The sequence below is a fragment of the Verrucomicrobiia bacterium genome (genome assembly GCA_036268055.1).
Classification (GTDB): Bacteria; Verrucomicrobiota; Verrucomicrobiia; order Limisphaerales; family Pedosphaeraceae; genus DATAUW01.
Genome location: DATAUW010000017.1, coordinates 396,681 through 412,114, shown reverse-complemented (window position 1 = coordinate 412,114; position 15,434 = coordinate 396,681). Strand labels below are relative to the sequence as shown.

Below are 15,434 nucleotides of genomic sequence, written 5' to 3'. Positions count from 1 at the left end.
GCGAGGATTTTTGGCTTTTGGCGAGGCTTTGGCGAAGGAGCAGGCCCGCAGTGGCCTGTGACTGAGCCAAAACGACGCCAAAAGTCAAAAAGACTGCTTCCTTTCAAGGCACCAGCACACCGCTACATCATTTGTGGAAATGCTCTAATTATTCGGTATGCGCCAAAATTCAGCTCGGCTTAACGGTCAACTCCATTTCAAAGAACTGCCCCACCATACTCCATTTCCGGGATGCGTCCACCCTTCCATAGGATACAAATATGCTTTTATCCAGTGGACCATACACGCTTTGCGGACGCCGACGGCCTACCCGCGCTTTCACGCTCGTCGTCCCGCTTTAGACCTTGTATTGCTTCGTTGAGTTGCGAATAATTCCCGCAGCCGCGCCGATGAATACGGTCTAAAACCATGTTCAGACTCTTACCAAAAGCCACCAATCTCATCATCGTCTTTGCGGGCATGTTGATTTTGTGGATGAGCCAATGGTCGCTCATCACCGGGTTTCCCCTATGGAAAAAGGCGGAAGGCGCGCTGATTGACCATCGCTATAAACAGCGCGGAGAACGATTTCCCGATACGAACATCGTCCTCGTCGGCGTCGAAACCAGTTCCTTGTCCCTGGATACGCTTAATCCTTCCGAAATTGAAGCTTCTCTCACGCTTCAAGAAATGTCCCAGCCGTTTCCCTGGAGCCGCGACGTGTATGCCGCAACTCTCGATAAATTAATGGATGCCGGCGCGAAGGTTGTGGTGTTCGATTTCGTTTTTGCCGCGCCCAGCCAGGGCGACGACGCTTTTGCCGCTGAACTTAGAAAATACCAGGGCCATGTAGTACTCGGCGCGATGTATGAAGCGACCGAACAAAAAATTACTCCCCCTAACAGCAACTTGCTCGCTGCCGCCACCGATAAAGGTGTTGGTCTGGCAAATATTTGGTCGGATATAGACGGAGTATTCCGGCGCGGCAAGTATCGCACTTCGCAAATACGGGAAAGCAGCAATCAGGACATTAAAAAATTTCTGGACCAATATCCCGATGACCTGGTCGCGATGAGCGCGCGCGCGGTTGAAGAATATCGCGGTGCCATCCGCACACCGCCCTATGATCATGATAATTTCATCAATTTTCACGGCGCTGCCGGTCTTTACCGGCCTATACCGATTGAAACTCTTTTCGTGGACCGACTGTGGAACAATCCTCCCATCAGTGGCGGCAGCATATTTAAAAATAAGATAGTGGTTGTCGGCCCCATCGCGCAAATCTTCCAGGACGTTCATGAAACCCCTTACGGCGACATGCCCGGGCCCGAAATTCAAATCGAAATGATGGCTACTTTGGACACGCATTCATCGCTCGAAGATTCATCGCGCATCTTCAACTTGTCCGTTACGGCTGCCATGGTCATCCTCGCGTTGCTCATCTGCCTTCGTGTTCACAATGCCGCGCTGAAACTGTGCTTCCTGTTTGGCACCACGCTTGGGTTTCTCATTGTGTGCCAGATCACCTTTAACAAGGCCAACGTCGTCATTGCCATGATGCCGCCACTTTTCGGTTTTATCGGCACCGGCTCCTTCGGCATCTTTTTTCAATACACCCTGGAGCAGTTCGAAAAACGGCGTTATCGTAACATCCTTGACCGTTACGTCTCCAAAAGTGTTGCCAAGTCCATCCTCGAAGATAAACGCTCCTTTGAAGAATCCCTCAGCGGACGTAAACAATCCTGCACCGTGCTTTTCAGCGACATTCGCGGCTTCACGACCATGACTGAAGGCGCCGACCCCGAACAACTCGTCAAGCAACTCAATGAATATTTTTTGGAAATGGTCGGCGCGGTGTTGAAAGAGGACGGCTCACTCCAAAAATTCATTGGCGACGCCATCATGGCGGCCTGGGGTGACGTGAAAACCGAAGGGCCGGAAAACGATGCCCGGCGTGCCGTCCGCACCGCTCTCGCCATGCGCGCCGCGTTGATCAAACTGAACGAACGCTGGCAGAAGCAGCCCAACCGTCTGCCCTTGCATATCGGCGTTGGCATTAATGAGGGCGAGATGATTGTCGGCAACATCGGCCATCCGCAACGCATGGAATTCACCCTTCTCGGCGATGGTGTCAACCTCGCTGCCCGCTTGGAGAGTGCCACCAAACAATTCCACGCCGATATTTTGATCGGTGAACGTGTTGAAGCCTTGACGCGCGAACATTTTGTTTATCGCCGGGTTGGCCTCATCACCTTTCGAGGCAAAACCAGACCCATCGAAACCTTTGATGTCATCAGCGAAAGCACCCAACCGCCCCCGCCGTGGCTTGAAAAATATCACGACGCCATCAAATTATTTCGCACCCGCGAATTCCAGGCCGCCCGCGAAATCTTCCAGAAAGTCTCATCCGAATTGAGCGGCCTCGATTTCCTTTGCGAAATGTACATCGAGCGTTGTCGCGATTATACGGAAAACCCGCCGCCCGCTGATTGGAACGGAACCTTCGTCCTCACCGAAAAATAATCATGTGCGCGGCCTGATTGGCCCATTCCTCACCCGCCGAGCCGATAATATTCCAGTGCACGGTAGGGCGGAGCCGCTGCTCCGCCGCCCGAAGTCCCGCAGGGACAACTGATATTCTAGCGCATGGTAGGGCTGCGCTGCCGCGCAGCCGTCCGAAGTCCCGGAGGGACGGCCGATCTTAGTCCAGCAATTTATTGCTGGGTATTGATTTCCTCCGATTCAAGTCCCACCAGGGACGAAAGAAATCTCAAATCTTTCTATCCACATTCCGAAAAATATTCGCCCGCTTCTTTCGTCCCTTGCAGGACTTTCAAAAACCACAAAACTCATTCCCGTCCCACCGCCGCGATGAACGGCTTGAGTTCCTCCATCAGCTTCGCGAACAACTCCAGCGACACTTGCTGCGCGCCATCGCTCCACGCCTCCGCCGGGTTCGGATGCACTTCGATCAGCAACGCGTCCGCGCCCATCGCCACCGCGCCCTTGCACATACTCATCACCAGGTCCGCGCGCCCCGCGCCTTGGCTCGGGTCAATCACGATCGGCGAATGCGATTCCTTTTTGATAATCGGAATCGTCGAAAGGTCGAGCGTGTTGCGCGTGTAGTTCTCGAACGTGCGGATACCGCGCTCGCAGAAAAGCAGATTGGGATTGCCATTGGAAAGCACATATTCGCCCGCCAGCAACCATTCCTCGATGCGCATCGAAAGTCCGCGCTTCAGCAAAACCGGCTTGCCGGTTTTCGCGGCGGCAATTAACAACTGGAAATTCTGCGAGTTGCGCGCTCCGATCTGAAGAATGTCCGCGTACTCGGCGACCATCTCCGCATGGTCTTGCGAAAGCAATTCCGTGATGATGCCCAAACCGGTTTCGCGCCGCGCCTTCGCGAGCAGCTTCAATCCCTTCAATCCCAATCCCTGGAATTCGTACGGCGAAGTCCGCGGCTTGAACGCGCCGCCGCGCAGAATCGTCGCGCCCGCCGCCTTGACCGCATGCGCCGTTGTGAGCAACTGCTTCTCGCTCTCCACCGAGCATGGTCCTGCCATGATCTGGACTTTTTTTCCGCCGATGAGCTGGCCGCGCACATTCACGGTGGAATTCGCCGGATGCGCTTCGCGGCTCACGAGCTTGTAACGCTTTTGCACTGGCATCACACTCTCGACCGCGTTCGGAAACGTCGCCGGCAAAGCCTCCAGCGATTTATGCGTCAGTTCATCGCCAATGGCGCCGATGACCGTCCGCGCCACGCCGCGCATGATGTGAGGCTCGTAACCTAGTTTGCGGATTTCCTTGAGCACGGCCGATTCGTCGCGCCTGGAAAGATTGGGTTTGAGGACAATGATCATTTTGACTCCTGGATTCGCCCGGGTCTCCACCAGGATTCCGCAGGTGGCGACCTGCGGCTGGATTTGGGATTGGTGGACTAGCGCAGCCGCAAACGCCAGTTCACCGGGCTGAAATAAAACCAGCCCGCGACGCTGCCGCTAAAATAGTAGCTGCTGAAAGTCACGTTTTCAGCCTAACAGAGGAATCCCCGCCGTCAAGTGCGGCCGTGCGACGTGTACGCTCCCGGTTCTTTATCATCAGCCTTAACGCAGAGGCGCAGAGAAAAACAAAAACGTGAAGCCACAGATTAAACACCGATCAAACACTGACTAGAAAAAAATTTCGTTGAACACAAAAAGAAAAATTTCCTATCGTGTTTAATCCGCTAAATTTTTTCTCCCAGTGGCCGTCCGCAAGGACCTCTGCGCCTCTGCGTCAAAAAAAGAATTCACCGGCGCGATAAACCGTAAAAAAAAGAGTCCCCTACCCCGGTCTCGTTCGGCGCTTGCGCACCGGCGAGAACCCGACTAGAGGACTCAATTTGTTGAGCAGCTTCCCGGCACCGCCGGAAAAACAGTGCCGGACCACTCAACGTGCCTGTTCGATCCAACCAACCAACGAACCAACGAACCATGAACTGAGGAACCAATCCTAAATTTGCGGCCCCAACCTGAGCCGGCTAATCCCTCAGCCATTACAATTCGTAATGAGCATCACCAATGCCAAACGCAAACGTGCGAACCGGCTTGGTGAGAACCGCCCAGTGTGAACCACCGCGATAAACGAATCTCGCGATTAGAAGAAAACCTCAGACAAACTACCTCTGGTTACGAACGGGCTTTGAGCAAATCCCGTATCTCGACCAGAAGCTTTTCCTGCGCTGTCGGTTCGGGAGCCGCGGGGGGCGGGGCGTTGTTCAATCTATTCATCAACTTGACCAGCAGAAAAATACAAAACGCCACGATGATGAAATCCACCGTCGCCGTAAGAAACTGCCCGTAAGCGATTACGGGGCCGGCTTTCTGCGCGTCGGCCAAGACTTCGATGCCCTTGGTTTTCTCCGGCGCGAGACTGAGGAATTTATTTTTGAAATCCGCGCCTCCCGTCAGCACTCCGATGATCGGCGTGAAAATATCCGCGACTAGCGACGACACAATTTTGCCAAACGCCGCGCCGATCACCACGCCGATGGCGAGGTCCACCACGTTGCCGCGCATCGCGAACTCCTTGAATTCCTTCAGGAAACCGGCGGGTTTTTTTATCGTATCGTTAAAATTTGTCATAGGTTTGGCCCCAATCTGATGCCGCAAATCTAGCCGCCCGCGCCGTTTCTGCAAGCGCGGAATGGGCATCAGTGGCTCAGGATTTGCTTCGAATCCCCTGCGCGCAACGCACGAAAAAATTTCGCCGCCGCCCGCATTAATCTGTGAACATTATGAAATTGTGTACCGTTTTCCGCACACTCCTTTTTGTCACTGTACCGTTTTTTGGCGCGTTGAGGGTGCTGCATTCCGCCGAAATACCCGCCGACCTCATCATTCACAACGCAAAGGTCATTTCAGTAAATTCCTCCTTCGCGTTGGGCCAGGCGATCGGCGTCCGCGGCGATAAAATTATCGCCGTCGGTAAAGACAAACAACTCGAGCCTTTCCACGGCCCGAACACGCGGATGATTGACGCCCACGGCGCCACGGTGATGCCCGGCTTATACGATAGTGATGTGGATTCCTACGCCGCCACCGTGAGCGAACTCACCTCGACCACGCCCAAATTGAATTCCCTCGCCGAAGCTTTTAAATACATTCGCGAACAGGCCGCGCACAAACCGACGAATTCCTGGATCACCATTGATCATGTCTATCCCACTCGCGTCACCGAAGGCCGCCTGCCCACCAAAGCCGAACTCGATGCCGCCGCACCCAATCATCCCGTCTATTGGAATTGCGGCCCGCTCGTGATGCTCAATTCCAAAGCGCTCCAAATTTCAAAAATTACCAGCGCCACCACCAACCCGCCCGGTGGAGAAATCGTCTTCAAATCCGACAGCGTCGAACCCTCCGGCCTTTTGCGCAACGCCGCTGAACTCGTCAAAATTCCTCCCACGCGCCCGCCTGCCGCCGAACAAACCCGTGCCGCGCTCAAGCAACTTTATCAATCCTACAATCAGCAAGGCATCACCAGCATTTGCGAAAGCGATGCTGAACCCGCCGCGATAGATCTGTTCCGCGACCTCAGCCAGTCAGACGAGTTGACCGTCCGCATCCATTGTATGCGCCCGATTGATCCAGCGCCGACGATTGATGAAAGTCTCGCGCGCCTTAATGTCGTGACCAACGCCGCTCACGGCAAACTTCCTTACGGCCCCACCGGCGTCGGCGATAATTGGGTGCGCATTGGCGCGCTCAAATGCCGGCTCGATGGCGATGTCCTCACCGGCAGTGCTTACCTGCGCGCGCCCTGGGGCATCGGCCCGACATACGGCATCACCGAACCCTCCTATCGCGGCAACTTTTTTGAGGAATCAGAAGTTCTGCCGGACTTGTTTCTAAAAGCCATCAAGCAAGGGTGGCAACTCAGCGCCGATTGCACCGGCGATGCCTGTCTCGATCAGGTGCTCAATTCTTTTGAGAAAGTTCAATTCAAGACCGACATCCGCCAGGGCCGCTTTATCATCAATCACGCCAGTTTTCAGGCGGCTCAGGATTGGACGCGCTGCCGGGATTTGGGCGTCGCCGCCAGCCTGCAACCCGCGTGGCTCTATTTCGACGGTGACAGCCTGGAAAAAACCTTGGGCGATCACCGCCTCAAAAATTTCATCGCCGCTAAAAGCTGGCTTACCAATGGCGTGACCATTGGTATGGGCAGCAGCCACTTCGCGAAATTAGATTCCGCCACCGCGATAAATTCGTGGAGTCCCTGGCTCGGCATGGAAACCCTGCTCACGCGCCAGGCCAGTTCCGGCGCAGAAATCCATCCCGAGGAAGCCTTGGACCGCGCGAACGCCATCCGTTGTTACACCATCAACAATGCCTATCTCGGCTTTGAGGAAAATAATCGCGGCTCGCTCGAACTTGGCAAACTCGCCGACCTCATCATGATTGATACCGATATCCTTAAATGCCCCGTGAATCAAGTGCGCGACACCAAAGTCCTGTTGACCATGGTCGGTGGAAAAATCGTCTGGGAAGCGAAATAGCCGCGCGATTATTGCTTCGGCTTTTCGTCCAGAAATACCAGCCGCACGCCGCCCTCTTTGGGCTTGGAAAAATTATCGAGCAGATTTGAACTGGCCGTCGCAGGCGTCACGACCGCTGGCTTCGCTTCCGTTGCGTCCGGTTCTAACGCCGAACGCAACGCGCCTTCCACCAGTTGCGCGCAATGAATTTTCATCGGCGGCAGCGGCCCAAGTTCGCCCGCCAATTCTTCCGTCTTGAGCGCCAGCGCTTCCTCAGCCGTCTTGCCGCGAATCAACTCCGTCGCCAGGCTCGCCACCGCGATCGCTGTTTCACAGCCAAACGATTGGAACGTCGCGCGATCAATCACCTTGCGGCCATTGTCCTCCTTGAACTTCACCCACATCCGCAGCATTTCGCCGCACTCGGAATTTCCCACCGTGCCGATGCTGTCCGCCCCCGCCATCTCGCCCATGTTTTGCGGGTTGGCGATGGCCTGCTGGATTCGTTTTTGCAAATCTTCGTTCATATCACGCCAGTTGATACCGCCGCACACTGCTGTCCACTTCGCGCGCCCAGGCATCAATGCCCCCGCGCAAACACCGCACCTGTTCAAACCCATGTCCGAGAAAATAAGCCGCCGCATCGAGCGCAAGTTTGCCGGTGTGATCCACAATGACGAATTCCTCCGTCCGTGGCCAGTGCGCCATGATTTCCTGCACCACCGGCTGCGACATCAGCAACGCGCCTTCAATATGTGTTGCCTCAAATTCTTCACGCGAACGCACATCGAGAATTTTCAACGCCGGGTTTTGCCCGCGCATTTTTGCCAGGTCCGCCGCCGACACAAAAACTTTCTCGTCCTGCTCGTGGCTCGATTGGATGTGCGCCATCACCTCATCCACGTTCAAATTACCATTGCGCGCGCAAACCTGCGCCAGCGTCTCCGTCGGCTGAAACCCGCAACTGGCGCACCCGCCGATGTGATACTTGCGAAACATCGCCCGCTGCGCGCCCGGAAACTTCTCGAGCACTTCACTCATTTTGGATTGCGCGTTAATAGTCATTTAAAAATTCGGATATTTACTCTGCCAGGCGGCGCGCCAAATTGCGCGCTCCATGCATAAGCCGCCATGCGGTTAAAACATTTTCATTCAAGCGATAAAAGATCAAAAAGTTCTGAAATGGAGGCGTAAGACGAAAAGATCTCAAGTCACGAAGGATTGGATTTCGAAATTTTCGAACTCGCCCAATTTCCGGCTGTTTGCCGAGCCGGATTATCGTTTCATCAACTGCATCAGAAAATCGCTGCCACGTCCTCATTAGCCATTGAAAGATACCAATCAAATTGATTCGTCATATCCGCTTGAAAATGCGGTGACCATTCAATGATAAGGTTATTCACGTCTTTCCCGAATCATCTTTTCACAAATCGCTCTTGCATCGCCAGGTTTATAGGGTGTGAACGGACCTTCGGCTCCCTTCAACAATTCTGCTTCCAATTCGGGACTGTCTTCTTCCAAATCAAGAACTGGCCCCGGAAATAGAGTCACTTGTTTATCCCCATCGGTAAGCACAATGGTTTCGCCGCGGCATGCTTCGGCAATCAACTGGCCAAGTTGCTCCTGAGCGTCCTTAACTGAAATCGCTTTCATGGCCTATTTTAGTCCTCAAAACTCTTATCAGCAAGTGGGATTTGCCGCCCAAACTCACGCCCCAAAATATTTCTGAATCTCCCGCACCACTTCGATAAACCGATCCACCTCAGCCTTTGTGTTATAAAAATAAAAACTCGCCCGCGCCGTCGAAGGCACGCCCAATTTTTTCATCAGCGGCTGGTTGCAATGATGCCCCCCGCGCAAGGCCACGCCGCGCTGGTCGGCCACCGTGACCACATCATGCGCATGCACGTCGTTCAACAAAAAGCTCACCAGCCCAGCGCGCCCGCTTTTCGGCCCGAACAAACGCACGCCCTTCAGCGACGCCAGTTGATCATAAGCGTAACTCGCCAACTCCTGGTCGTGCTTGAAAATCTGCTCGCGCCCGATCGCGTCGAGATAATCCAGCGCCGCGTGCAGACCGATCACCCCGGAAATATCCGGCGTGCCCGCTTCAAAACGATGCGGCGCGGGTTTGTAAGTCGTCTTGAAATAATCCACGTCCAGGATCATCTCGCCGCCGCCATGATATGGCGGCATCGCATTCAAAATCTCTTCGCGACCCCACAGCACGCCGATGCCCGTCGGCCCGCAAATTTTGTGGCCGGAGAACACGAGAAAATCACAGCCCAATGCCTGCACGTCGAGCGGCAGATGTCCCGCACTCTGCGCCGCGTCCACCAGCGTGGTCACGCCGAGCTTGTGCGCGCGTTCACAAAGTTCGGCCACCGGATTGACCGTGCCGAGCGTGTTGGAAATATGCGTGAAGGCAAATAATTTCACTTCCGACGTGAGCAGCGAATCCAGATTGCTCAAATCCAGCAAACCTTCATCCCCCGTCACCGGAATATACGCAAGCTTCGCGCCGGTGCGTTCGGCCAGCAACTGCCACGGCACGATATTGCTGTGATGCTCCATCTCCGTGAGCAGAATTTTATCACCCGGCTTGAGATTTTTTGTGCCCCAGGATTGTGCCACGAGGTTGATGCCTTCGGTCGTTCCGCGCGTGAAAATAATTTCGTTGTCCGTCTTCGCGTTGATGAATTTCGCCACGCGAATTCTCGAAGCTTCAAACGCCGCCGTCGCGCGATTGCTCAATTCATGAATCCCGCGATGCACATTGGCATTGTCGCGTTCGTAATAGCGGCTGATGGTGTCAATCACCACGCGCGGTTTCTGGCTGCTCGCGGCGTTGTCGAAATACACCAGCGGATGCCCGTGAACTTGCTGGTCGAGGATCGGAAAATCTGCGCGCAGCTTGGCCCAATCAGGCGCGGGCTTGGATGGCGTTGGCATCGTCTGGATCATTTATAAAAGTCCCAGTTGTAATTTCGCCGCCTCGGTCAGCATTCCCTGGTTCCACTGCGGCTCCCACACTAAATCCACATTCACATCATCCACCGCTTCGATGGACAATAATTTATTTTGCACGTCCTGTTGCAGAGTCGGTCCCATGCCGCAACCGGGCGCGGTCAGCGTCATCTTCACATCCACGCGATAACTGTTTTCTGCACCAGCAATGGGCGCGATTTTGCAATCGTAAATCAAGCCGAGGTCAACGATGTTCACCGGTATCTCCGGGTCGTAGCAACTGCGCATCTGGTTCCAGACATCCTTTTCCAACTGCTCAGGATTCACCGGCGCATTGGAAATCGGCGCGGGCGTAGCCGGTTTTGCCGACACTTCCAACCCTAGCGCATCGGCGTCCTTGCCTTCGATGCGAAACATGTTGCCATTCACGATCACCGTGTAAGTCCCGCCGAGCGATTGCGTGATGTACGCCTGCTCGCCCGCCTGCAAAGTGACCTTCGTGCCCACCGGAATGACGGCGGCGTTCACTTCCCGTTTTAATGTGACTGGTTCGTTGTTTTCCATATCGCCCTCAAACTATAACCGACAAATCCCATTCTGTCTCGCCGCGCCGCCGGGCCTTCGTCCGCCCAACAAACGTAACCTACTCCGTCGAAACCGGCTGATTCTCACCATCCAGCGCCGCCACCACCGCGTGCCAGGAAAGTATCGCGCACTTCACGCGCGCCGGAAATTTATGCACGCCGCCGAACACCGCCAGCTTGCCCACACTCGCTTCATCGCCGTGCCCGGTCGTGATGATGTCCCGCACCTTTTCAAAAAGTGATTTCACCTCGGCCTTCGTCTTGCCCTTCACCGCCGTGGTGAGCAGCGAGGCTGATGCCTTGGATATGCAGCAACCCGAACCTTGAAACGCGCAATCCTGCACCACGTCGCCGTCCATCTTGAGAAACACCGTGTAGTTATCGCCGCAAAGCGGGTTGTATACTTCGCCCTTGCGGTTCGCCCCTTCCAGCGCGTGGAAATTCCTCGGTGATTTGCAATGGTCCAAAATCACCTGCTGATACAACTCGTCGAGTTCGTCGGCCATGATGCAAGCCCGTTATTTTTTTTCGGCGATCAAATGATTCTGCTCGAGACGATCCCAGACAATCTTATCCATCTCTTCGCGCGCGGGCGCGTAACGGATGCGATCAATGATCTCGCCCGCGAACGCGTGAATCAACATGCGACGCGCGGTTTCAAGCCCGATGCCGCGGGCGCGCAGATAAAAAATGGATTCGTCATTCAACTGCCCGATGGTCGCGCCGTGTGTGCATTTCACATCGTCGGCGTAAATCTCCAACTGCGGTTTGGTATCAATCGTGGCGTCATCCGACAGCAGCAAATTTTTATTCGTCTGCTTCGCGTCGGTCTTTTGCGCGTCTGGCCGCACCAGAATACGCCCGTGAAAAACGCCCTTCGAGCGTCCGTCAAGAATGCCGTTGTAATATTCGTGGCTATTGCAATGCGGCTTGGCGTGATCAACGATCATGTGATGGTCCGCCAACTGTTCGTCGCGCGTAAGGTAAAGGCCGTTCAAAATACATTCCACACCCTCGTCCGCCAAGCTGGTGCGGATATTATTGCGCGAAAGTTTCGCGCCCGTGGCGACCGAGTGCGCGATGAAATTGCAACTGCGCCCGAGATGCGCGTGGATCGCCGCGATGTGATACGCCGCCGGACTTTCGTCCTGGAACTTGCAATGCTCGACCACCGCGTTTTCGCCGATGATGATTTCCTCGACTGCATTGGTAAAATACGCGCCGTTCACCGTGCTCACATAACTCTCGATCACCGTCAATTTGCTGTTCGCTTCGGCGATGATAAGATTGCGCGGGCTGATGGTCGTGCCCGTTTCGCTCGAAGTCGAAACGAATAACAGATGCACCGGGTCCGCGACCGTTTTGCCGGCGGGCACATATATAAATGCGCCGTCCTGGAAAAACGCCGTGTTCAACGCCGTAAAAGCATTCTTCTCGCTCGACGCGTGCCGCCCCAGATGTTTTTCGATGAGCGCCGAATCCGTATTCAATGCACTCGCCAAATTCGCGATGCGAATGCCATCGGTCTGCGGAATGATCGTGGAAAATTCCGGCGAAAAATGGCCGTTGACGAACACCAGCCGGCTCGCCTTGAGTTCGGTGAACGAATACTTTTTAAGCGCGCCCGCGTCCAGATTGCCGCGCGTGTTTTCCAGCGATGGCAGGAACGGCAGTTTCGCGATCGGCGCGACATTGGTGAAGCGCCAGTCCTCGTCATTCACCGTCGGAAAGCCAAGCTCCGCAAAGCACGACATCGCCGCCTTGCGAATGGGAAAAACCCACGAAGGTTGTTTCGCATCCAGGTTGGATTTCTCAAACTTTTCCCAATGCGGATCGGTCGCGCGCGTGTTCTGATTTAAAATGCCCTGCGTCATATTTAGTTTCTCTGACTTAAATCGTCTGGTCGTGATGACAATTAACAAAGTTTATCATTCCATGCCCCGCCCGCCAAAGCAAGCTACTGTAGCGACCGTCTATCAGTTAGTTAGCGAAACACGTAATCGCGCAATCATCAACCACGTAAAAAGCGCCATCCTAACGGATCGCGGGTCTATGACCCGCAGCAAGGCCCATAAGGTCAAGCCGCCTGCGGCTCAACCCACTGCACGCCTAAGCCATCACTGTAAAAGCAGGAACTGTCAAAAAACCTGCCAGATCGAAAGCGGCAATCTTCGCGGGAGTTGCTGCGGGTCGCAGACCCGCGGTCCCAACGGAGTGAGCTTACGTCCCCGCCATCTGCCCGCGCGTCACACCTAACTGGTTCTGCAGCTTCAACTCCCGCCAAACCGCGCCGCCGTCAATTTCGCCGCGCAAGAGCAACCGATATTTCGCAATGGTCTGTTTCACCTGCTCAGGCGTCTCATTCAAAAACTCCATGCGAAAATGCCGCGCGCCCAACGCGAGCATCCGCGCCACATATTCGGCCCCCGTTTGCGCCCGCGAATTAAACACGGTGTTGCGGCAGCCAAGGTCGGCCGTGAGCGGATGTTCCGCGCCCACGCGATCGCGCAATTTCACCTGATGCTTGTCGCACGGCCGCCCGCAATTCGTGTAGTCAGTCCCCTTCGACAAAAATGCGCAGAACACGCAATGCTCCATGTGAAACATCGGGATATGCTGGTGAATCGTGATTTCAAACCACTCCGGCGGCGTGGATTTCAGCAACGCTTCCAACTGCGTAAAATTCAAATCGTACGATGCCGTCACGCGCTCCAGCCCAAAATGATTTTTAAAATAATCCGCCGTGAGCCCGTTCGCCACGTTCAGCGAATAATCTCCAATGCGCCGCGCACCCGCGAAATATTTCAGATGATCGTAATTGCGGACGAGATAGCCGTCCGCATTGCACGAGCGCACCTGTTTCAAAATCCATTCCTCACCCATCTTGAAAATGCGCGGCGGCGCGACCCAGATGCTTCGTTGTGGCATCGCGCAACCCGCGGCGCAATGGGCCATCGTCACCGCTTCGCGATATTTTTTAGCATCCGCAAAATCGCAGTAGAGCGTTTCCACGCCGCACGCGAGCGCCGCTTCCAACTGCTTCAAGTCACGCACAAGCACGATCAGCTCCGGCGCCTTCGCGATGTTCTTTTCACCATTCCGCGACGATACCAATTCAATCGCCGCAGCAGCTTTGGTTTCATTCAAAATCCAGCGCTTCGGCCGCACCCGCAATGATTCCAATTCCACAGCGACCTCCCGGCGAATCCGGTTCAACTCGCTCACCGGCAGCATCACCGCGCCTGACAATAAATTTTTCAGTTCTCCCAGCGTAAACGGCGTGCCGCCCAAACGCCCCAGTTGTTCGCGCAATTTTTCCGTGGACAGCGGCTGTTTTTCCGCGACGGCCAGCGGCATCGCAGAACTTATTTGCGCGACGTGCCCCGCTTCGTCTCGCGCAATCAAAGTCAACGGCTGTCCCGCTTCCCCATGAACCTCCATCGCAACCGCGCGCTGATATAACGGCTTCTCACCCGCAAAACTTTGGCGCAACCGCCGATCCAACTCCGGGTCGCTGGTCTTCCACAATTTATCACCCGCGCGAATGCGGCTGTAATTCAAATCACCGTGGCCAAAACCCAGCAGCGTCTCCGCGCCGCGCTTTTCCAAAGTATAAACCCGTCCGCCTTCTTCATCCTGATCGGGATGCCCCGCATCGAACACGACACCATCACCCGGCTTCAGCGGTGCGGTGAGATTCAAGGCAATGCGCTCGCCCTGAACGCGCCGGACTTCTCCCAGATAAACGCCGCGTTTTTTTCCGAAACGCGCATGCGCAAGTTCCTGGTTGTTGTTGCCGCGAAACCACCCGGTATAAAGCCCGCGCGAAAATCCCATCTCCAAATCGTAGCGCGAGTCCCGGCGCACACGCTCATATTCCGCCGCGCTCGCCGCGTCCAGCGCCTGCCGGTAAATGCGCGTGATGTTCGCGACATACTCAGGCGTCTTGAGCCGCCCCTCGATCTTGAGCGATGCCACGCCCGCGCGAACCAATTCCGGCAACACGTCCATGCCCGCGAGGTCTTGTGGACTCAGCAAATAACGCTTGTCGCCCAACTCAACTTTCTTCTCGTCGGAAATTAATTCGTACGGCATCCGGCAAGCCTGCGCGCACTCACCGCGATTCGCCGACCGGCCGCCGAGCGACTCACTGGTCAAACATTGTCCCGAATACGCCACGCACAACGCGCCATGAACGAACACCTCCATCGGCAGCGGCGCGTGCTCCACTCCGGCGGTCTGCGCCGTCTGGATTTTTTCAATCTCCGCAATCGAACATTCGCGCGCCAGCACCACTAGGTTGCAACCCAAATCGCGCGCGAATTCCACCCCGCCCGCGCTCGTGACCGTCATCTGCGTGGAAGCGTGAATCGGAAAATCTGGCGAGAGTTTGCGAATGAGCCGGCAGATACCCACGTCCTGCACGATGGCCGCATCCACGCCCGCAGAAATAATCGCGCGCAAATATTCCTCGGCGTCCGCCATTTCGTTCGCGAACACGAGCGTGTTGAAAGTGACGTAGCCTTTCACGCCCCGGCGATGCAAAAACTCCATGAGCCGCGGCATATCGGCTTCCGTAAAATTATGCGCGCGCATCCGGGCGTTGAACCGCTCCAGCCCGAAGTAAATCGCATCCGCGCCATTTTCCACCGCGGCCTTTGCGCATTCCCAATCACCAGCCGGCGCCAGAAGTTCAGGGCGCGGCAACGCCGCCGGCGATTTATTTACGCAGGACGCAGTGACTGGATTGATCTCAACATTTTCCATTCCGTAACCGCACAACATAACCGGAAACGGAAAGGAGACAAAGGAAGATTATTCAGCTTAGGCATTTCGAAAACGCACTCGCGAACGCGGGCAAATTTTCTCCCCCGCCCGCA

The 15,434-nt window shown here is 55.3% G+C and carries 12 protein-coding genes; 2 read left to right on the top strand and 10 right to left on the bottom strand.

The window, feature by feature from the left end:
* Positions 1–408 precede the first annotated feature (408 nt).
* A complete protein-coding gene (locus VH413_11775) occupies positions 409–2,502 on the top strand; it encodes an adenylate/guanylate cyclase domain-containing protein (protein ID HEX3799368.1) in 2,094 nt (697 codons plus the stop codon).
* A 326-nt stretch (positions 2,503–2,828) separates the two neighbouring features.
* Here VH413_11775 and aroF read toward each other — a convergent pair whose 3' ends face one another.
* Positions 2,829–3,848, bottom strand: coding sequence for a 3-deoxy-7-phosphoheptulonate synthase (gene aroF / locus VH413_11770; GenBank protein ID HEX3799367.1), 1,020 nt, complete (start codon positions 3,846–3,848; stop codon positions 2,829–2,831).
* 807 nt (positions 3,849–4,655) lie between these two features.
* Positions 4,656–5,111, bottom strand: a complete 456-nt coding sequence (gene mscL / locus VH413_11765; GenBank protein ID HEX3799366.1) for a large conductance mechanosensitive channel protein MscL — start codon at positions 5,109–5,111, stop codon at positions 4,656–4,658.
* A gap of 152 nt (positions 5,112–5,263) precedes the next feature.
* Here mscL and VH413_11760 point away from each other — a divergent pair, with 152 nt between their 5' ends.
* A complete protein-coding gene (locus VH413_11760) occupies positions 5,264–7,024 on the top strand; it encodes an amidohydrolase (GenBank protein HEX3799365.1) in 1,761 nt (586 codons plus the stop codon).
* An 8-nt stretch (positions 7,025–7,032) separates the two neighbouring features.
* On the opposite strand, the gene VH413_11755 is transcribed toward VH413_11760, so the two are convergent.
* From VH413_11755 to VH413_11720, 8 genes are all read right to left on the bottom strand, one after another.
* Entirely contained in the window at positions 7,033–7,530 is a 498-nt protein-coding gene (locus tag VH413_11755; GenBank protein ID HEX3799364.1) for an iron-sulfur cluster assembly scaffold protein, read from the bottom strand.
* A 1-nt stretch (position 7,531) separates the two neighbouring features.
* A complete protein-coding gene (locus tag VH413_11750; protein ID HEX3799363.1) occupies positions 7,532–8,068 on the bottom strand; it encodes a rhodanese-like domain-containing protein in 537 nt (178 codons plus the stop codon).
* A 330-nt stretch (positions 8,069–8,398) separates the two neighbouring features.
* Positions 8,399–8,656: a hypothetical protein gene (locus VH413_11745; GenBank protein HEX3799362.1), complete on the bottom strand. Its 258-nt coding sequence runs from the start codon at positions 8,654–8,656 to the stop codon at positions 8,399–8,401.
* A gap of 54 nt (positions 8,657–8,710) precedes the next feature.
* Entirely contained in the window at positions 8,711–9,955 is a 1,245-nt protein-coding gene (locus VH413_11740; protein ID HEX3799361.1) for a cysteine desulfurase, read from the bottom strand.
* Positions 9,956–9,967: 12 nt separating this feature from the next.
* Positions 9,968–10,534, bottom strand: coding sequence for a putative Fe-S cluster assembly protein SufT (gene sufT / locus VH413_11735; GenBank protein ID HEX3799360.1), 567 nt, complete (start codon positions 10,532–10,534; stop codon positions 9,968–9,970).
* Positions 10,535–10,613: 79 nt separating this feature from the next.
* Positions 10,614–11,060, bottom strand: a complete 447-nt coding sequence (locus VH413_11730) for an SUF system NifU family Fe-S cluster assembly protein (protein HEX3799359.1) — start codon at positions 11,058–11,060, stop codon at positions 10,614–10,616.
* 12 nt (positions 11,061–11,072) lie between these two features.
* The gene (gene sufD / locus VH413_11725) at positions 11,073–12,428 is read right to left on the bottom strand and encodes a Fe-S cluster assembly protein SufD (protein HEX3799358.1); all 1,356 of its coding nucleotides are present in this window, start codon (positions 12,426–12,428) and stop codon (positions 11,073–11,075) included.
* Between the two features lie 346 nt (positions 12,429–12,774).
* Complete coding sequence (locus VH413_11720; protein HEX3799357.1) at positions 12,775–15,321, bottom strand: U32 family peptidase; 2,547 nt, start codon at positions 15,319–15,321, stop codon at positions 12,775–12,777.
* Positions 15,322–15,434: the final 113 nt, after the last annotated feature.